Here is an 18,320-nt window from a genome sequence, read left to right on the forward strand (position 1 = left end):
ACTCTTTGTTACTCGGCTTTTATATAGAATAACTATACTTCAAGCCTCATGCCGCGATTTGAACGTGCTCAATTAGAACAAAAATTGTTCTCAAAAGGTCAACAGGCCCTAAGGCGACCGAAGGCCAAGGCGTTAGAGAATGTCGTTTATCGCGAAGCCGATGCCGATACGCTGGGTATGGGCATTATAGTCGATGAGACTCTCGCCATAGCCGTTAAAATACTGCGTGTAGAGACGCAGGTTGCCCATGATGGGATAGCTCCAGGTAAACTCGACGGCGCCGCGATTCGGGCTCTCCAAGTTGTTGCGCAGCATCAGTGAGAATCTATGTTTGTCAACTCCATAGACGCCGATGAGTTCGAAGTTGCCCATGTAATCCAAGATGTCCGGATTATCATCCCCTCTGGGTGAATCGGGCGTCTCTTTCTCATCTTCCGGAATGCGCCACCACACCTTGCCCGCGAGGGCAAAGGGGCCACTATCGAACACCATGGTGCCATAGATACGATTCCAGCTACGGGAGAGATCACCTGACTTGCCGTTGGATTGGTGCACGGCGCCCACCCCCCAGAAGGAGTTGGTCAGGGGACCTATCTGCCAGTCGTTGTTGAACAGCATGAAGATCTCAGGTTCATGGTTGGTTTCGCGAAACGGCGACGAGATATCCTTGTTGTATACCTGCCAATAGGACTGGTTGGTGTAGGCGAAAAACAGGTGGCCGTTGTCGCCGAAGACGTTATACATCAGAGGAAACTTAAAGCTTATCTGGAACTTGGCTTCCAGGTTATCGATTTCCGAATTCTGCTCGTCTAGCTTGTCGGCAAAGGGCGCCATATTTGGAGAGCTGTTGTAGGTCACGGGCAGAATATAGTTGACCTTGTGAGGCGTGATCACGAAGGGCCTCTCAGAGGTGGCCAGCTCATCCTCAACACGCTGGTCGAGCAGTGAACCATCCGCTTTGGTTTTCTCCTCTGCCGTGGGCTCGGCGCCGAGGCAGGTCACAGGCAGTGAGCATAGGCCGAATAGGGTAAGCCATTTAAGGTATTGGGTGGTTTGCATCCTTGTTTCCTCTCATGTCGCAAGCTTAGCGCGTCGTCTCCAAATCTAGCCTATGTTTTAACATTTGAGTCCGCCGCGTGCACCTATTTTAATTCTGTCTATTTGATTTGCTTAATTAAAAAACGGGTCAACCTTGTTAATAACCAAAAGGAATAAAACCTAATTAATTTCTATTTTTTAAGGAATAAGAATGACGCTATATTAACCTCATTACTATTGTATGAGATGCGGATATGGAACTAATTACTCTACCCGGGCAGCAGGCGCAGGGCAAAGTCTGGCTTGTGGGCGCAGGCCCAGGTGACATTGAGCTATTAACGCTCAAGGCCTACCGCATCTTAAAGAAGGCCGACGTGGTCTTGTTCGATGCCTTGGTGAGTGAGGAGATCTTGGCGCTTGCGCCCAAGGACGCCGAGCTGATCGCCGTGGGTAAGCGCGCCGGTAAACACAGCGCAGCCCAGGAGGAGATCAACCAGCTGTTGGTGACCAAGGCCTATACCCGCAAGCATGTGGTGCGCCTCAAGGGGGGCGACCCCTTCATCTTTGGCCGTGGCGGCGAAGAGCTGGAGACGCTCGTCGAGGCGGGGGTTGAGTTCGAGGTGGTGCCAGGCATCACGGCGGCCAGCGGCACCTCTGCCTATGCCGGTATTCCTTTGACCCATAGGGATCATGCCCAGGGGGTCACCTTCATCACGGGTCACTGCAAGCTTGAGAGCCGTCCCATGGACTGGCAGGCCTATGCTAACAGAGCCAATACCCTGGTGGTCTATATGGGGATCCTCAATGCGGGCAGCATCCAAGATGGGCTGATCTCGGCCGGGCGCTCGCCCAACACGCCGGTGGCCATCGTCTCTAAGGCGACCACGGCGGCGCAGCAGCGTTTCATCGGTACCTTAGGTGAGCTGGCCGAACTGGCGGCGGACCCGGCGCTGGAGATGCCCGCCCTGATGATTATTGGCGAAGTGGTTGGCCTGGCCGATAGCCTGCACTGGTTTAACCCGCAAACCAGCCCTAAGACCCTGGATGCGACGGTAAAGCAGTCGCTGGGTCAGTAATCTACTTTCTAGTAATCTACTTTCTAATATTCTACTTTAAAGTCTTTCTTGAATAGTGCCTGCAGCGCGCGGGCGTATTCTTCATCTGCCTTGGGGCGCACCAGCTGCGCCAACTCGTCGCCGGTCGGTGTCAGTCGATAATAGCTAAACACCAGATGGCCGTGCTTAGGCGTCAGCGTCATCCGCTTGCCCGACAGGGTAAAGCTGATGGGATTCTTGGCGTTGAGCTGGCCCGTCTCAAATTCGCTCCTGTGTAACAGGCCTGCATCCACCAGGGTGAGCACAGAGGAGTAGGGCAGGCCAAATTGCGACAGGGCGATCTGGGTGGTATCCGTCTTGCGAAACAGCTGACCTATGCCGCCGGCGTGGCGAAAGCCGATCACCAGCTTGAGCTTAGATTCGTTGTTGAATGTCACCGCCATGCCCAGCGCCTTCTCGAACATCTGCGCCTCTTTGTGGGTCAGCTGCTTAAGTGTGGCCAGACTCCTGAGGCTAAAGCTGCCGGGACTGGTGATCTCATTGGCCAGAATGCGTCCCCACAGCGCCTGCATGTTGCGGTTGTGGATCTGTTCTGCCAGCTGAAAGAACTGATGGATCCAGTCGGGATCGAGATCCGCCCCGGTGACGTCCGACGGCGTGTGGGAGAGGGCGATGGCGTAGACGTTTTCCAGGTTAGCCTGATAGCGACTGGCGAGCTTACGCAGGCGATGGTCGGAGCGCTCGGCTACCGAGGCCTGGGAGGGGCGATAATTCTCGTCGCTGCCCAGGCCGATCAGGTGCCCAAGCTGCAGGGCCTTGCGGCGGGCAGATACGTCGGGTTGGTTCGACCCTGAATTGGATAGCTTAACGATCTCGGCCATAATCTTTTCTGTGAATAGTCTTATCTTAGGTTGCCCTATTGTCAGATTCTATCTGAATTTCGCCCTAGGCCCTAGCCCCACCCCCTAGCTTCAGGCGTTGGCCGGCCAGTTGACGTGCTTATCCTGGGCCGGATGGCGCGGAATATTAAGGGCCAGCATCAGGGAGCAGAGGGCGAAGCCTGCACCGATAAAGAAGACCCACTTGTTGGAGTAGAGCCAGAGCATTCCCAACAGCGCCGGGATCACCACGGCCGCAATATGGTTGATGGTGAAGCTGACCGACATGGTGGCGGCGATATCCTTAGGCTCGGCGATCTTCTGAAAATAGGTCCTGATGGCGATGGCCATGGCAAACAGCAGATGATCCAGCACATAGAGCACGGCCGCCATCTCGGCCTGCTGCACGAAGGCGTAGCTGGTGAAGATCATTATCAGGCCTACATACTCTATCATCAGGGCGTTGCGCTCGCCGATGCGGCCGATAAAGCGGCCGATGGCGGGGGCGAACAGCAGGTTGACCACATAGTTGATCAGAAACAGGGCGGTGATCTGACTGACGCTATAGCCAAACTTTTCCACCATCATGAAGCCGGCAAACACCATGAAGATCTGCCGCCGCGCGCCGGAGAAGAAGGTGAGCAGATAGTAGAGCCAGTAGCGTCGTCTGAGGATCACCTTCTTGTGCTGCACCTCTCCATGGGGAAACTGGGGGAAGTAGAGGGTCAGGGCGAGCACCATCAGCAGCCCGAGTCCGCCTATGATGGCGTACATCCACTGATAATCCAGATGCAGATAGGTCATCACAATCCAGATGCTGCCGTAGCCGGTGAGGGCGGCCGCCGAGCGCCAGGCCAGCGCCTTGCCCAAGAATCCCGCGGTCTCACCCTTGTCGACCCATTGCAGGGTGAGGGACTGATTGATGGTCTCATAGTAGTGAAAGCCCACCGACATCAATACTGTCGTCAGATAGAGCCCCAGTACCTGGGGGAAGAAGCCTGTGATGCCCACCCCTATGGTCAGCAGCGCTAAGGAAACCAAGGCGAAGGTCTGTTCCCTGAGCAAGAGCAGAATGAAGATGGCGGTAAAGGCCAGAAATCCGGGAACCTCACGCAAGCTCTGCAATATGCCAATCTCGGCGCCGGTAAAGCTGGCCCGCTCGATGACGAAGTTATTCAGCAGCACCTGCCACACAGAAAATACCAAGGACATCACGAAGGTCATGAGTAGTAAGAGGGTCTGCGGGTTCTTTTTTAACATTCCATTGAATTCCTGTCTCTGTGGGGAAACTAGTCTACCCCATCGTCTGGATGCTACAAACTGGTTTCAATCTTTGCTTCCCTAGCACGCCTTGTCATCGATTTGTTATTAACAAATGTAAATTGTAATGCAAATAATTCTCATTTGAAATATTGTGCCCGCAATTTAATGGGGGATGTTGATTAATCAGCATGGAGAGAAGATGACACTGAAACTGACTACTTTATGGATGGCTATCGCCGGCTTGCTCGCGGGTAATGCCTATGCCAACACTCAACTAAATAACACAACCAATACCGCCACCAATACCGCGACCTTAGCCGAGTCGATCGCCAGCCAGGAGCAGGCGCTTATTCAGCTGAAACAGGAGCTGGCTCAGCTTAAGGCGCAGCAGACCGAGAAGCCGTATGACCAGCAAGCCTTGAACCAGGCGGTGCAGCAGCAGGTGAGCCAGGAGGCCGCTAACAGCCCCTGGCGCCGCTTCAAGTTTGAATCCTATGGCAGCGTGAACTACACCAGCGACGAGTATTTCGATAACGTACAGGATACCTCGCCTGAGCGTCGCGGCCGCCTGGATCTCGAGCGGATCGTCACCGAATTTGGCTACCAGTTCAACGACGAGTGGGACATGGAGGTGGAGATAGAGTATGAACATGGCGGCACAGGTGCCGCGCTGGAATACGACGGCTTCGACGAGTTTGGCGAGTTTGAATCTGAAGTCGAGGCCGGCGGCGAAGTGATGATCGAGAAGGCGCAGATCAGGTATCGCCCGAGTAAGGCCTTCGGCGTCAAATTCGGTAACATTCATCTGCCGGTGGGCCTCTCCAGCGTGTTGCACAAGCCTAACCAGTATCTGACCGTGCTGCGTCATCGCAGCGAGGCCGCCTTGCTACCCGCGGTGTGGAACGAGACGGGTATCGGCATCTTCGGTGAGCTGGGGGACTTCCACTATCAGGCCCAGGTGGTTAGTGGCCTCAACTCAGAGTATTTCCGCACCTATGACTGGATAGCCTCTGGCCATCAGAAGCGCTTCGAACATATCAATGCCGACGATCTGGCCTATGTGCTGCACCTGGATTACGGCAGCTTCAAGCAGCCAGGGCTGGCGCTGGGCGCCGCCTATTACTATGGCAATACCAGTGGTAATCGCCACAAGAGCAACAAGCTGGCGGGTGATGGTAGTGTGAGCCTGCTGGCGCTCTCAGGTGCCTATGTCGACGGCCCATGGATCTTGCGGGGGCAATACCTGCAGGGCACCCTGGATGACGCCGATGCGATCACTCAGGCCAACAAGACCACTCCAGGCCTCAAGCCGGGTAACTTTGCCCAGCTGGGCAGCAAGGCCGAGTCCTTCTTCGTCGAGGCGGGGCTGGATCTCAACCACTTCTTCGCCCTGCCGCTGACGGTATTTGCCAACCTGGATTACGCCAATCCGCTCAGTGAGGTGGAAACCGGCACGGCCACCAAGCGCTATGAAAACACCTGGACCAGCGTCGGCGTCAACTACTCGCCCATCCCTGAGCTGGTGATCAAGGCCGAGGGCGGCCTGCATCAGGTGGCGGTGGCCGCCATCCCGGATACCCATTTCTTTGCCCTGGGCGTGGGTTACCAATTCTCGCTCTAACGGATGACAACTTTGATTTTTATGGAGAGACAGATGAAACAATTTAAATATGGCGCAATCGCATTGGCACTCATTTCCGGTTTGGCCGCCTGTGGCGGTTCAGGCAGCGACGAGGGCAAGGTAGTGGTGCCCGAGACAGGCTTTAGTTTCGATGCGAACGCCCTGATCATCAACCTGAGCGACGAGGTGATCGTCAAGGGTTACAGCACCTTAGCCGATCGTGGCGAAGCCTTACTACAGGCGACCCAGACCCTGGTGGCGACGCCGACTCAGGCAAACCTTGAAGCGGCGCAGTCTGCCTGGAAGGCCGCCCGTCAGCCTTGGGAGCAGGGGGAGTCACACATCTTCGGTCCGGTAGATTCTCTGGGCATCGACCCCCACCTAGATAGCTGGCCGCTGAATACCACAGATCTTAAGACTGTGCTGATTAACAGCAGCGGCTTCGACGCCGAGACCATCAAGGGCTGGAACGATGACGTGCAGGGTTTCCACACCATGGAGTTTCTGCTCTTCGGTGACGGCATTAACGACAATCTTAAGCAGATCGACGAGCTGACCGCCAGCGAGCGCGACTACCTCATGGGACTGGCCGAGGTGTTTCGTGACTACACCAAGCAGCTGGCCGATGCCTGGCAGGTGAGCCATGACGGCCAGGGTGGCAAGGCCTATGGCGAGCTGCTGAAGTCACCGGGCGTCGATGGCAACACCTTCTACAGCTCGCAAGTCGGCGTGTTAGAGGAGCTGATCCAGGGGATGATAGGTATCGTCGATGAGGTGGGTAACGGCAAGATCGCCGATCCCTTCGGTAGTTCACTGGCCAATGCCGACACCTCTAAGGTGGAATCGCAATATTCCTGGAACTCGCTGACCGACTTTAGCGACAACATCATAGGGGTGCGCAACGTCTATCAGGGTGAGTTCACCGGCGAGGCCGACAAGCAGGGAATCATCGATTTCGTGCGCGCCGCCGACGCCGAGCTGGCCAGCCGTGTCGCGGCAGAGATCGACAGCGCCATCTTGCAGATCCGCGCCATCGAGGGCACGGATAATATGCCGTTCCGTCAGGCGATAAAGGATGAGGCAGGCCGAGCGCGTGTCCAGAAGGCGGTCGACGCCCTGGCCACCCTACAGGCCAGCCTGGAAAATCAGGTGCTACCGCTACTCAAGGAGTGGAAGGTATAGGGCCAGCATAAAAGAGAGCTAAGGCTCTCTTTTTATTGCCCATATAACCCCATAAAAATCAAGGCTAATGGCAAGAGAGCGATTTAGCCCGACCCTAATAAAGTGTGAAAAGATGATGAATAGCTTAACCAAACCCTCCGCCCTGCTGGCGGCCTTGACCCTGGCTCAGATCCTGGCGCTAAGTGGCTGCGGTGGCTCGGGGGATGAGATAGAAGCGCCCGCGCCCGAGAAAGTTTATCCAGATTATACCCAGGTGACTGCCCTTGGCGGCGACACCACCACCTTCGATGCCTCGAGTTCTGGCCATGGTTACTCCACCCCGGCGGTAAACCTGAGTGAGGCCCAGCTCGCCCAGCATCTCAGTGGCGATCTGAACTTTGAGACCGCCTTTACCACGGCGCCAAACGAGGAGCATCCCGAACTCGACGGCCTGGGACCCGTGTTCAATAACGCCGACTGTAACTCCTGCCATCAGCGCGACGGCCGTAACTCGACGCCCATAGTGCCTGCAGGGCAAGCGCGCATCAAACTGGGCTCCGAGGCGGGGATCTTCCTGCGTATCAGCAAGGCGCCAGACCAGGCCTGCCTGGAGCCTAGCACCGAGAACAACTACTGTGCGCCAATCCCCGTGCCTAACTTTGGTACTCAGCTGTTTCACCGCGGCGTACTCAAGGCCAGAGAAGACTGGCAGCAGAACCTCTTTGGTGGTCAGGCCGATGTCTACCTCTCCTTTGAGCAGAAGAAGGTGACCTATCCCGACGGCACAGAGGTGACGCTGAAGAAGCCGCTGTTTACGGTGGAAAACCCCTTCGATGCACCGGGTGAGAGCCTGACCAGCAGCAATGTGACCTCGGAGCTGCTGCAGAGCGATGTGCTGATGGGCTGGCGCAATGGCATGCCGGTGTTTGGGCTTGGGCTGCTGGAGGCGATCCCCGAGGCGAGTATCCTGGCGCTGGTGGATGAAAACGATGCCGATGGCGATGGCATCTCGGGGCGGGCAAACTTGGTATTCGACGCCGTTAAGGCGCAGCGGGGTGACAGCCATCCTGTCTCTCTGGGGCGTTTCGGCTGGAAGGCCAACACCCCCAGCGTGCGGGTGCAGTCTCTGGGGGCGCTGCGCGGTGACATAGGGATCACTAATCCTCTATTTCCCGAGGAGAGCATAGCGGGCACCAGCATGCATGATAGCTATCTTGCCCGCACAGGGTTCGTCGATACCGGCAGCGGCGTCGACGGTGAGCCGGAGGCGAGCGCAGAGTTCAGCGACGATGTGGTCTTCTACGCCGAGACCCTGGCGGTACCGGCCAGGCGTCAGGTGGATGACGCCAAGGTGAGGGAGGGCGCGCGTCTGTTCGAGCAGGTCAACTGCAGCGGCTGTCATCAGCCCAAGTTTGTGACCAAGAGCAGCGGCGAGATCGGCGGCCTGCCTATGATAGTGGCGCTGAAGGGGCAGACTATCTATCCCTTCAGCGACATGTTGCTCCATGACATGGGCGAAGGCCTGAGCGACGGTCGCCCGGACTTCCTGGCCAGCGGCAGCGAGTGGCGCACCCGGCCGTTATGGGGCATAGGCCTGACCCAGACGGTCAATCCCCAGGCGGGCTTCCTCCACGATGGCCGTGCGGCGAGTGTCGAGGAGGCGATCCTCTGGCACGGCGGTGAGGCCCAGGCGAGTACCGACAAGTTCATGGCCCTGACTCAGGCGGAGCGGGCACAACTGCTGGCGTTCGTCATGTCCCTCTAAGGGAGTGTTATGAGGATAAAAGCGCGGCCTAGGCTGCGCTTTTTTATGATGAAATGTATTCAGGGGGCAATTTGTGAAGTCGGTAAACTTAAGCCGGATTTTGCCCTTAGTCCTCGTGATCTGTTTCAATTAAATATTGCCCGATTTCCCCTATCATGATGCTATAGCAAGAGATAAGTCGATTTAGGGGCCTACGTGAGCAAAATATTAATCATCTATTCCAGTGTGCATGGGCAGACCCGTAAGCTGTGCGATTTCATGCAGCGCGAGCTCGAGGCGCTGGAACATAGCGTCACCTGTGCCAGCATAGATAACCCGCCCCCGCTAGAGGGCTTTGATAAGATAGTCCTGGGCGCCAGCATTCGCCACGGCAAGCATAACCCCAGGGTGTACGACTTCATTAGCCAGAACCTCGCACTGTTGCAGGAAAAGGCCAGTACTTTCTTCTCAGTGAGCCTGGTGGCGCGCAAGCCTGCCAAGAATACCCCGGAGACAAACCCTTACATGCAGGCGTTTCTGGCCAAGTCGCCCTGGCAGCCTAAGCTGCTGGCGGTGTTTGGCGGCAATCTGGATTATCAGGGTTACAATGCCCTGGATCGCAACATCATACGCTTCATCATGTGGATCACTAAGGGGCCGACGGCGCCGGATACCAAGGTAGAGTATACCGATTGGGATAAGGTGAAAGACTATGCTCAGCAGGTCGCCGCGCTCTAGCGAGGCTTAGGAACAAGACAGATCATGGGGTTCATGGCGTGAGCCATCTCGAGGGGAGAGCAAGATGAAGACACTGACCAAGCTGCGCGAGGTGCTGGAGACCTATCAGCATCTGTTTGTCATCCTGTTGACCCTGTTTCTGGTGGGCACCAGCGGCTGGCTCATGATGGGGCGCGCCCTGAGGGCCAACGCCTCGGTCTGGGATATTCTGCATGTCTACCTGGGGCTGCTTGCCGGGATCTTCTCCGTAACCATGTTGCTTATTAATATGATGCGCGGCCAGTGGCGGCAGTATTTCCCCTATCTGGTGGGCGACTTTACTCAGCTGAGTAACGATGTGTGTGGCCTGATGCGCGGTAAGTTACCCCTGGCCGGTGGCCGCGGTCTGTTTAGCGTGGTCGAAGGCATAGGCATGCTGCTGTTTGTGGCGGTGTCCGTGACCGGACTGATGTGGTTTCTCACTCAGGGCAGCAGTGAGGCGCTCAATTGGCGCAGTTATCATCACAGCCTGGCCCATGGTTTCATCGTCTTCATGGTGATCCACGCGCTGTTTGCCATCTCCCACCTGCTGGACTTCATTCGCCGCTAGCGTAGGCTAATTCGCTAAGGCTTAACAGAGTACGTTAATGTGAATTTAAAATAGAAAAGCGCGGCCATGGCCGCGCTTTTTTTGTGGGCGTCATTTAGGCGTCCGGCTGGGGGGACTTGGCGCCTTCAGTCCGCGCTTTTGATGAGTCGAGGGGCACGGGCTCATGGTGCAGCAGGCTGAGTAGCAGACCACCTATGATGACGGCGATACTGATGGAGAACAGGCGCACCAGCTGGGCATAGAGGGCATCTGACCCTATATGAGTGATGATCTGATATACCAGCACGACGAAGTTGGTAAACAGCAGCTGATAGATAGAGAGGGGGCAGGATCGCCTGATGGCAAAGCAGGCCAGCTGCAGGCCGCAGAAGATCGCCATCCCCAGCACCACCCAGGTCGGCAGGCCGAAGGTGAAGGTCAGCATCACGGGGAAGGTGAAGAGAATACCTACGGCCGTGGTGATCAGCCTGTTTTGCTTGAAGCTCTTGTGATCCTTGGGATCCGCCAGTTTAATCATGCTGCCGATCGTGATGGCAATCAGCATGCTCTGAGAGCTGCCGATGCCGATCAAGGCCGCCAACACTAAGGTCATGGCGGTGGTCTTAAATAATATGCTGCCCATATGGGTACTGCTGTCGTCTGCCTGGGTCTCATCGGGCAGTATGTCTTGCTCATCGCCGGGAAACAGCAGGAAACTTAAATAGGTCAGCACAAGTGCCAACACGGCCGATTTGAGCAGTAGCCAGGGCAGTACCTCGATCGGCGCCTGCAACTGCTTACTCATGATGGTCATGATGATCACCACGATCAACATCAGGGTCGAGAGCAGATCTTTTGCATCTTTGTGGCTGCGGTAGAAACTCCAGAACAGCAAGGACCAGCAAAACAGCAGGTAGCCAGTGGGTGAGTCCAGTAAGAGCCCGCCGATAAACACCAGTCCCAGGCTGACAAACAAGACGATCAGCAGCAACTTAAGCATCATGCTCAGGGGCGGACGCGAGGGCATCAGGGTGAGAAAGATCACCATGAAGATGGGCGCCAGTATGGGCAGGGGCGCGGCTTGATGCCAGAGGTAAAACAGCAGCGCCAGCGGGCCTAATACCAGACGTATGATAGGGTTGGCTGGACTAAGAAACATAGGTCCAGATACTCACTATCTGCATCCAGATGCCAGCAAGAAACTCGCCTATGCTGCTCTGCTCTGTGTAGAAGGCCACAGTCGCCTGTGAGCCATAACGAATATTGCCGGGTGGCTTGGTGCCGGTGAAGACGATATTGACCGGATAGCGCTGAGCCTTGATGCCGTTAGTATCTGCGGTGAGAAAACCTGTATTCTGATCGATATTGTTGCTGCCGCCTGTGCCCCAGCCTATGCTGTCCACCTTGCCTTCCAGTACCCTGCCCGGTAGGGCGTCGAGGACGATCTCGACCTTGTTGCCCACCTTAATGTGTTCCAGCGAGTTTTCTCTGACCAGGGCGGAGATCCACACGCCGCGAGGATCGATAAAGGTCAACATGGGAGAGCCGACATTGGCGCGCTGCCCCAGGGTGAGTTGCAGGTTGGTCACTACGCCCTTAGAGGGGGCCTTGACCTGAGTCCTTTGCAGATCCAGCTGGGCCTGCTCAAGGCTTGCCATGGCCGATAAGATCTGTGGATTGTCTTGCCCCTTAGGGCCTAGAGCCTGTCTGGCCTGCACCAGAGAGGCCTCGGCCGCCTCCAGGTTAGCCTGAGTTCTGTCTTTAGCCTCGATGGCATTGTCCAGCTCCGCCTGGCTTAATACGCCCTGTCCGGCCAACTCGCTCACACGGGCGGCCTGCTCCTTGGCGTTGTTGCGGGCCGCGATGGCATCGACCACCTTGGCCTGAGCCACCTCGACTGCCGCGGTGCTGGCGCCGATATTCTGTCCTGCGAGTGACAGATTTGCCTGAGCCGACTGCACGGCGAGGCGATAGTTGCGCGGATCGATCTGAAACAGGGGGTCGCCCGCTTCGACGATCTGGTTATCTCTGACGTTTACCTCTGTGATATTACCGGCGACCTCGGAAGCGACTCTCACCAGGTAGGCATGCACCCTGGCCTCGCTGGTCATGGGCGTCACCCTGTCGGCCCACAGGCTATAGAGCCAGACGACTAAGATTAAGCCTATGATGTAAAAACTCATTTTCCGTGATGATTGTTCCGCAGCAGACATGCCTTCGCCTCGATGAATTGAGATTGTTTTATGGTAATCCTCGATTGTGTTACCAGCAAGTAACAAGACTCGTTTAAGTGGTGTTTATATGACTTAGGTAACTAAAAAGATGGGGAAAACGAGTTGGTCAGTTCAAGGTTAGGCTTTAGTTGCGCAGGCTTAGCAGAGGCGTCTTTGCAGCTAACTATGAGTGTGATAGCTTGGAGGGATCGCTTTGGTCACGGGATCATTGTCTTGGCCGGCGCGAGCAGGGAATGGGTCAATTCATGGAAGGCAACTGGGATCTCTCCTAGCAATTACACACCTTCAGCAGTCCAGAGTTATCGACATTACCTAATGCTTCTCTATAAAAATTAAAGGGCTAACCTCACAAATAACGGCTCTATCAAGCCAGAAGATGCGCTAATAACAATAGGAAAATCAAAATGTCAGGGAATATTTTTAAATTTAAAGACGCAAGACGGTTAACGCAATGGGTGCGCTATCTGCTTTATGCCCAGATCTTAGTTGCATTGATTGCTATCGGCTCCAATTATCTGGAGTATCAGCTGCTGATGGATTATGAGTCTGGGGCTTATCTCTCTGAGGAGCAGGCGGTTGCCGATGGCGAGGCTAACGATCAACGTCAGCTGGGGGTTGGCCTGCTCTATCTTTCGGTTTTTATCGTTTCTGGGGTCATGATCCTCAAGTGGATCTATCGAGCCAACTTCAATGCGCGCCAACTGGGCGCCGAGGAGATGAGGTTCACACCGGGTTGGTCTATTGGTTATTACTTCATTCCCATCTTGTGCATCTGGAAGCCCTATCAGGCGATGAACGAGATCTGGCAGGCGAGTCATGATCCCGATAACTGGAGTTTGAACGACTTCAACTCCAGCGTGAGCCTGTGGTGGCTGCTGTGGATCGTCAGCAATATACTTGGGCAAGCCGTGTATCGTTTTGCGGATAAAGCCGAGGAGTTGCAAGATTTTATCAACGCTAACTTGGTGTCTCAGCTCTCTGAGGTGGTCAGCATTCTTTTGGCCTTCGCCACTCTGAAGCTGATTAGTCATATCTATCGGGCGCAGACCAAGTCCTTTGCCAGGGTCGAACAGAAAACCTATCAGGACGCGCAGCAAGTGGTTATCGGCTAGGGTAAATATGAAAAGAAAAAGGCGCCTTGGGGCGCCTTTTTTATGTCTTTTTTCTAAGTCTATTTGTGTTCGACCGCCAGGTAGTTGATCAGGTCGATCAGCTCGCCCAGGGTGCGAATTTGGCTCAGGTTGACCGCATACTTATCGTTAACGATAAAGGTGGGTACGCTCTGGATGCGGAACTCACGCTGCTGGGCGCGCCACAGGTCTAGCTTATCGCTGACCGCCTTGCTGTCGGCGATTTCGTCATACTTACTGATGTCGATCCCCTGATCGGCAAACACCTTCTTGATGTCGTCGCGGGTATTAATACTTGGCTTCTCATGGGCACTATGGTCGTGATCATGGCTGTGTCCATGGCCGCCTTGCTCGCCCTGAATGGCGCTAAACATGGCGTGGACCATCTTGTCCTGTACACCCAGCTCCTGGATCACGCCCAGTGAACGCATCACCTCGGTGCCGATATCAGAGTTCATGAAGTCTACGTGCTTGCTGTCGAAGCTGACTCGCTTGTCCAAGTTGGCCTTGATATCGCCTAGAAACTGGGTCTCCATGTTGAAGCAGTTGTGGCAGTAGAAGGAGTAAAATTCGGTCAGCTTAGGGCTGGTGCTGGGGGCCTTGTCAGACACTGTCATGAAGTGTTGCCCCTCGACAAACTGGGTGGCAAAACTGGTGAGTGGTGCCACGGCGAGTGTTAGGGCGAGTGCGATATGTTTAATCATGATGATCCTTATATTGATAGCGTCGTTGTGCAATCAATGGCTAACGTCAATCGACAATAGGGTTAGCCTAAATGCCAAAGCTTAATTATGACTGAAGCGGCAAGGAGAAAAAGGGGTCAGAGTGTGACCTGAGCGGAAGTTCTGGGATCTGCTTACCCGAGAAGAGGCAGGGCAGATGATGAGGTTTAGCTAGCGAGATTCCCGCAGGGTCTGCCAGGCCTCGCAGACACGCTTAAACTCAGCCGCGTCGCCGCCGTCGCGGTCGGGATGCCACTGCAGCGCCAGTTTTCGCCACTGCTTGCGTATCTCTCTGTCGGTGGCGTCTTGGTCGAGCTCAAACACCTGCAGGGCCTGGCGTTTGGGCAGGGCGTTGTGGCGGGTGCCGATATAGTCCTCATAGCGTTGCCAGAAAGATTCCAGCATCTCCTGAATGATATCCGGGCAGGTGTCATAGTGCTGCCAGTCTAGATAATAGCTTCTCAGGGCATCGTCCTGACTCAGCTGGGAATCTAAGTTACTGGGAGGAATGCGAAATATCTGTATCTCCATCGCCTTGACCTGCAGGTAGCTGCCGGGCAGCAGCATGGCCTGCAACTCAAACAGGGCGTTCATCAGCAGGAAGTTTTGTTTAAACAGGGCCTTCTGCGGGTCGACGTCCAATTCACGCATCAGGCCTTTCTCCTGCAGGGCGGCGGCCAGGTGGTGTACCTTCCAGCTACGATTGCTTCGCTGCAACAGGGTGAGTAGTGGCCAGATCAGGGGATTATCGCCTTTGATGGCAAAGCATTGGGTGGACGATGAGGCGTCCTCTAGTCTGGCTGCTGTCGGGCTCGATTTGGCAAGGAGCATACTGAGTGTCTCATCCGTGACTGGCGATAATTTCTACTATGACAAGGGGGCAAATAGAAGGCAAGTCTTATCGGCTTGTCGGGCCAGGAGTTGCAGGGGAAAGAGGAAGGGGGAAAGAGGGCAAGGCGATGCATGGGGTATGCATCGCCATCGGCCGGATAAATTGCGTAACCGGTTAGATCTCGGTGAAGAGTGTCTCGATAGGCAGGCGCGACTTAGGCAGCTTGGCGTTAAAGTCTTCCTCGCTGTGATAGCCCAGGGCCACCACCACAGAGGCGGCGTAGCCTTTAGCCGGCAGATCCAGCACCTGATTGAGCTTAGTGGCGTTGAAGCCCTCGATAGGGGTGGCGTCGATATCCAGCAGGCTAGCACCCAGCAGCAGGTTGCCCAGTGCCAGATAGACCTGTTTCTCCATCCAGTGCTGACTGTCTTTTAGCTCTATTCTGTGCATGTTGGCGAAGAAGGAGCGACCATTGTGCTGACCCTGTTTGGCCTCCTCATCGGCGAAACGACCGTCGGCATCTTCCTGTTCAAGCACCTTTAGCAGGTGGGCCTCATCCATGCTGGTCTTAGTGCAGAGCACCAACACATGGGAGGCGTTGAGGATCTTATCTGTATTGAAGGCGAAGTCGCTGGTGGCCTCGGCAATCTGCGCCTTGCCTTCGTCGGTCGAGGCGAGCACGAAATGCCAAGGCTGAGAGTTGGTCGAAGAGGGGCTCATGCGGAGCAGTTGCTTGATCTCCTCGACCTTCTCCTGAGCGATCTTACGGCTAGGGTCGAATGCCTTAGTGGTGTAGCGCTTATTGGTGTAGAAACTGAGTTGTTGCATGGTAAGCATCCTCTGGTTGAGTCGATTCTTTATATCGGTTGAGTCGATTCTTTATGTCGATTTTTTATGTCGAGAGTGAGGCTGATTCTACGTGACTCTTTCACCGATAAAAACAGAGGAAAGTCACATATACTTTCAAAAAAATATTGATAATAAGCCGTCGTCAACCTGGGGATTGGTGGCTATGTATCGGGGAATCCCAAGGGGAATAGTCCAGGCGACAGCCCTGGCGATTGCTTAGATAACAGTTGTCGCAGAAGTGGCGGTAATTAACTGACAAAAAAGGTAATTTATGCTTAACTTTCAAAACTGTCATCTTGAGTCGAGGGATTAACTCGGCTTTCCTGCGCGGAGAAGAAAACATGGCTTTTAAGATAGATTCATCCATCATCGCCTGGTCCCTGGCGGGCGCCTTGCTGAGTGCACCAGCCATGGCCCTGGACTGGCGTCTTGGCATCGGCGGTCACGACTACTATGTGGATGAAGCCAACTCGCACACCTTAGGCGCAGGAGTGAGCATTGGCCTGAGCCATCTCACCCAGGGTGACATCAAACTCACGGGTGAGCTGAATGTCTTCGTGGACAACGATGTCGATGAACTCGACCCGGACCATATTCCCGTCTGGTTTGGCTCCTATTACAGCGCCGGTGGCGATCTTGTCTCACTCACACAGCACTCTCGCCTCTTCTGGGATGTGAGCCTGGGGGGCAAGCGTAATACCGTCAGCTCGGTGGAGAAACAGGTGCGGCTGTTTCCGGCGCTGGGCTATGGCTATCAGCGAGAGGGCTTCGAGGCCGATGTTAAGCTGGGGGGCGGTTATTACTTCCTCGAGATCGACGACGATGTCCCCCGCATGCGCGGTTATGACAGGGAAGATTTTCAAAATAAGACAGGCGCCTACACCCTGGCGGCGGCGACTCAGTTTGCCCTGGGCAAAGCGTTTGATCTCAGCCTGGCGGCGCAGCAGTGGCACGACGGTAGCGACTGGCTGGAGAATCAGTTGGAAGCAAGCCTTGGATATGATGCCGACAGTTGGTCGTCCGAGAGTCGGCTCGTCTTCAGCGTGAAATATAACGAGTATAATCTGGACCCCTATGCCAGGGGGCCAGTGGACTCACCCGACTATCTGCCGATTCTGCCCTGGAGCAAAGATCTCTTCGTGAGGATCTATTTCGATATGCCTTGGGGGTGAGTCGGGACTTGTCTGAGGCCTAGAGCTCAATAAGGGCTGGCATGCTAAAGGAGGAGACGTGAGCCAAAGCTCAACCGCGGCGAGCCAGATACGGATCGCCAGTTTCAACCTATACAACTTTATTGCGCCGCCCGATGCCTATTATGATTTTAATAACATCTATACCCAGGCCCAGTGGCGGCAGAAATGCGACTGGATAAGGCGCTACCTGGCGAGCCATGACCCTTGCGTCATAGGTTTTCAGGAGGTGTTTTCGATAGCGGCCTTAAAGGCTTTATTGGCCGAGGCGGGCTATCCCCATTTTGTCACCGTCGATACGCCTCAGGTCAGCGATGACTTCATCTATCGCCACCCAGTGCTGGCCCTCGCCAGCAAGTATCCCGTATTGAGTTGTGAGGCCTGCACTATCGATCAGACGGTCGCCAGCCTGATGGGAATAGCCCCTGGGTTTCAATACAGTCGCTTGCCCCTGAGGGCGACCATAGCCCTGCCGCACCTCGGCCCCTGCGATTGTTACGTGGTGCATTTTAAGTCTAAGCGTGCTCAGTTTGAGCCCGAGTTGGCACTGGTGTCGGCATCGACCTCAAAACCCGCGTCGGCGCAGAACGCCCAGAGCGAGCCCGCAGCGCTTGCTGAGCCTGATAGCCAGGGCGGTGAAAAGGCTGCCCTGTTTGCCATCGAGGCGGCGGCTAAGTGGGCGTCTTCTCTAGTGCGCGGCACAGAGGCGAGTCTGCTGCGGTTCGCCATCGCCAGGCGCCGGATCGAAACCGGCAACCCTGTGATCCTGATGGGCGACTTTAACGATAGTTTAGCCGGCGGAGTACTGTCGGCCCTGGTGAGTCAGGATAGCCGTTTGCTTGGGGAGCTGGGAGAGGGCGCGTTTCAGGCCTATCGCCTGCAGGACGGCTACCAGCTTCACGAGCGCTCGCAGTACAGTCCCGGTTCAGTGGCGCGTCCGGCGACACATTATCATCTTAACCAGGGGGAGGTGATCGACTATATCCTGCTCTCCAACGAGTTCGATCCCCATAACGATCAGTGTCTGGCGGAGGTGAGCCAGTATCACACCTATGATAGCCATTTGATCAACCCTCAATATGAGCGCGACAGCCACAGCACAGATCACGCTCCTGTGATGATTAGCCTTAAGATTAGGGAATAAGGTTAGGGAATAAGCTCAGGGGAACAAGGGCAGGCACCTCAACCTGAATGTGGGCTATAGTCTTGTTTTACTTGTGGGATTCATCGAGACTGTCGGCTATATTTTGCTCAGTGCTAACGCCCGACGAATTGGATTAGCGCTTTAGTTGGACAC

17 protein-coding genes are annotated in these 18,320 nt (G+C 55.3%); 9 read left to right on the forward strand and 8 right to left on the reverse strand.

What is annotated here, in order from left to right; translation table 11 throughout:
* Positions 1-132 precede the first annotated feature (132 nt).
* Positions 133-1,059 (reverse strand): phospholipase A, encoded by a 927-nt coding sequence (locus DB48_RS00950; protein WP_041508460.1) that lies wholly within the window; start codon positions 1,057-1,059, stop codon positions 133-135.
* Positions 1,060-1,292: 233 nt separating this feature from the next.
* Between DB48_RS00950 and cobA the strand changes: the two genes are divergently transcribed.
* Entirely contained in the window at positions 1,293-2,114 is an 822-nt protein-coding gene (gene cobA / locus DB48_RS00955; protein WP_041508461.1) for a uroporphyrinogen-III C-methyltransferase, read from the forward strand.
* 23 nt (positions 2,115-2,137) lie between these two features.
* On the opposite strand, the gene DB48_RS00960 is transcribed toward cobA, so the two are convergent.
* Together DB48_RS00960 and DB48_RS00965 are read right to left on the reverse strand one after the other, a co-directional pair.
* Positions 2,138-2,974: a TIGR03899 family protein gene (locus DB48_RS00960; protein ID WP_041508462.1), complete on the reverse strand. Its 837-nt coding sequence runs from the start codon at positions 2,972-2,974 to the stop codon at positions 2,138-2,140.
* Positions 2,975-3,064: 90 nt separating this feature from the next.
* Positions 3,065-4,231: an MFS transporter gene (locus tag DB48_RS00965; protein ID WP_041508463.1), complete on the reverse strand. Its 1,167-nt coding sequence runs from the start codon at positions 4,229-4,231 to the stop codon at positions 3,065-3,067.
* A 202-nt stretch (positions 4,232-4,433) separates the two neighbouring features.
* Here DB48_RS00965 and DB48_RS00970 point away from each other — a divergent pair, with 202 nt between their 5' ends.
* The 5 genes from DB48_RS00970 to DB48_RS00990 all read left to right on the forward strand — a co-directional run bounded on the left by DB48_RS00970 (position 4,434) and on the right by DB48_RS00990 (position 10,087).
* Positions 4,434-5,855 carry a FlxA-like family protein gene (locus DB48_RS00970; RefSeq protein ID WP_041508464.1) on the forward strand — a complete coding sequence of 474 codons (1,422 nt, stop codon included), beginning with the start codon at positions 4,434-4,436 and terminating at the stop codon, positions 5,853-5,855.
* Between the two features lie 33 nt (positions 5,856-5,888).
* Positions 5,889-7,037, forward strand: a complete 1,149-nt coding sequence (locus DB48_RS00975) for an imelysin family protein (protein ID WP_041508465.1) — start codon at positions 5,889-5,891, stop codon at positions 7,035-7,037.
* A gap of 112 nt (positions 7,038-7,149) precedes the next feature.
* Positions 7,150-8,781, forward strand: a complete 1,632-nt coding sequence (locus DB48_RS00980) for a di-heme oxidoredictase family protein (RefSeq protein WP_082035558.1) — start codon at positions 7,150-7,152, stop codon at positions 8,779-8,781.
* A gap of 195 nt (positions 8,782-8,976) precedes the next feature.
* Positions 8,977-9,498, forward strand: a complete 522-nt coding sequence (gene hemG, locus DB48_RS00985; RefSeq protein WP_041508467.1) for a menaquinone-dependent protoporphyrinogen IX dehydrogenase — start codon at positions 8,977-8,979, stop codon at positions 9,496-9,498.
* Positions 9,499-9,562: 64 nt separating this feature from the next.
* Positions 9,563-10,087, forward strand: coding sequence for a cytochrome b/b6 domain-containing protein (locus DB48_RS00990; protein ID WP_041508468.1), 525 nt, complete (start codon positions 9,563-9,565; stop codon positions 10,085-10,087).
* 94 nt (positions 10,088-10,181) lie between these two features.
* Here the strand turns inward: DB48_RS00990 and DB48_RS00995 are convergent, their stop codons facing one another.
* Complete coding sequence (locus tag DB48_RS00995; RefSeq protein WP_041508469.1) at positions 10,182-11,225, reverse strand: DUF2955 domain-containing protein; 1,044 nt, start codon at positions 11,223-11,225, stop codon at positions 10,182-10,184.
* A complete protein-coding gene (locus DB48_RS01000; protein ID WP_235375305.1) occupies positions 11,215-12,249 on the reverse strand; it encodes an HlyD family secretion protein in 1,035 nt (344 codons plus the stop codon). Before DB48_RS01000 ends, DB48_RS00995 begins: the two co-directional genes overlap by 11 nt.
* Positions 12,250-12,704: 455 nt before the next feature.
* Here DB48_RS01000 and DB48_RS01005 point away from each other — a divergent pair, with 455 nt between their 5' ends.
* Positions 12,705-13,412, forward strand: a complete 708-nt coding sequence (locus DB48_RS01005) for a DUF4328 domain-containing protein (protein WP_052813595.1) — start codon at positions 12,705-12,707, stop codon at positions 13,410-13,412.
* A gap of 59 nt (positions 13,413-13,471) precedes the next feature.
* On the opposite strand, the gene DB48_RS01010 is transcribed toward DB48_RS01005, so the two are convergent.
* The 3 genes from DB48_RS01010 to DB48_RS01020 all read right to left on the reverse strand — a co-directional run bounded on the left by DB48_RS01010 (position 13,472) and on the right by DB48_RS01020 (position 15,812).
* Complete coding sequence (locus DB48_RS01010; protein WP_041508471.1) at positions 13,472-14,134, reverse strand: thiol:disulfide interchange protein DsbA/DsbL; 663 nt, start codon at positions 14,132-14,134, stop codon at positions 13,472-13,474.
* 189 nt (positions 14,135-14,323) lie between these two features.
* Positions 14,324-14,983, reverse strand: a complete 660-nt coding sequence (locus DB48_RS01015) for a DNA-J related domain-containing protein (RefSeq protein ID WP_041508472.1) — start codon at positions 14,981-14,983, stop codon at positions 14,324-14,326.
* A 175-nt stretch (positions 14,984-15,158) separates the two neighbouring features.
* On the reverse strand, positions 15,159-15,812 hold the full coding sequence (locus tag DB48_RS01020) for an oxygen-insensitive NAD(P)H-dependent nitroreductase NfsB (RefSeq protein ID WP_041508654.1): 654 nt from the start codon (positions 15,810-15,812) through the stop codon (positions 15,159-15,161).
* Positions 15,813-16,174: 362 nt separating this feature from the next.
* Between DB48_RS01020 and DB48_RS01025 the strand changes: the two genes are divergently transcribed.
* Both DB48_RS01025 and DB48_RS01030 read left to right on the forward strand, forming a co-directional pair.
* Positions 16,175-17,005: a hypothetical protein gene (locus DB48_RS01025; RefSeq protein ID WP_041508473.1), complete on the forward strand. Its 831-nt coding sequence runs from the start codon at positions 16,175-16,177 to the stop codon at positions 17,003-17,005.
* A gap of 58 nt (positions 17,006-17,063) precedes the next feature.
* On the forward strand, positions 17,064-18,167 hold the full coding sequence (locus DB48_RS01030) for an endonuclease/exonuclease/phosphatase family protein (protein ID WP_041508474.1): 1,104 nt from the start codon (positions 17,064-17,066) through the stop codon (positions 18,165-18,167).
* The last annotated feature ends 153 nt before the right edge of the window (positions 18,168-18,320 follow it).

The organism is Shewanella sp. cp20 (genome assembly GCF_000832025.1).
Lineage (GTDB): Bacteria > Pseudomonadota > Gammaproteobacteria > Enterobacterales > Shewanellaceae > Shewanella.

Excerpts from the sequence above, each read along its gene's own strand:
- DB48_RS00950 (WP_041508460.1), bottom strand. The coding sequence starts at position 1,059 with ATGCAAACCACCCAATACCTTAAATGGCTTACCCTATTCGGCCTATGC.
- cobA (WP_041508461.1), top strand. The coding sequence starts at position 1,293 with ATGGAACTAATTACTCTACCCGGGCAGCAGGCGCAGGGCAAAGTCTGG.
- DB48_RS00960 (WP_041508462.1), bottom strand. The coding sequence starts at position 2,974 with ATGGCCGAGATCGTTAAGCTATCCAATTCAGGGTCGAACCAACCCGAC.
- DB48_RS00965 (WP_041508463.1), bottom strand. The coding sequence starts at position 4,231 with ATGTTAAAAAAGAACCCGCAGACCCTCTTACTACTCATGACCTTCGTG.
- DB48_RS00970 (WP_041508464.1), top strand. The coding sequence starts at position 4,434 with ATGACACTGAAACTGACTACTTTATGGATGGCTATCGCCGGCTTGCTC.
- DB48_RS00975 (WP_041508465.1), top strand. The coding sequence starts at position 5,889 with ATGAAACAATTTAAATATGGCGCAATCGCATTGGCACTCATTTCCGGT.
- DB48_RS00980 (WP_082035558.1), top strand. The coding sequence starts at position 7,150 with ATGATGAATAGCTTAACCAAACCCTCCGCCCTGCTGGCGGCCTTGACC.
- DB48_RS00990 (WP_041508468.1), top strand. The coding sequence starts at position 9,563 with ATGAAGACACTGACCAAGCTGCGCGAGGTGCTGGAGACCTATCAGCAT.
- DB48_RS00995 (WP_041508469.1), bottom strand. The coding sequence starts at position 11,225 with ATGTTTCTTAGTCCAGCCAACCCTATCATACGTCTGGTATTAGGCCCG.
- DB48_RS01000 (WP_235375305.1), bottom strand. The coding sequence starts at position 12,249 with ATGAGTTTTTACATCATAGGCTTAATCTTAGTCGTCTGGCTCTATAGC.
- DB48_RS01005 (WP_052813595.1), top strand. The coding sequence starts at position 12,705 with ATGTCAGGGAATATTTTTAAATTTAAAGACGCAAGACGGTTAACGCAA.
- DB48_RS01010 (WP_041508471.1), bottom strand. The coding sequence starts at position 14,134 with ATGATTAAACATATCGCACTCGCCCTAACACTCGCCGTGGCACCACTC.
- DB48_RS01015 (WP_041508472.1), bottom strand. The coding sequence starts at position 14,983 with ATGCTCCTTGCCAAATCGAGCCCGACAGCAGCCAGACTAGAGGACGCC.
- DB48_RS01020 (WP_041508654.1), bottom strand. The coding sequence starts at position 15,812 with ATGCAACAACTCAGTTTCTACACCAATAAGCGCTACACCACTAAGGCA.
- DB48_RS01025 (WP_041508473.1), top strand. The coding sequence starts at position 16,175 with ATGGCTTTTAAGATAGATTCATCCATCATCGCCTGGTCCCTGGCGGGC.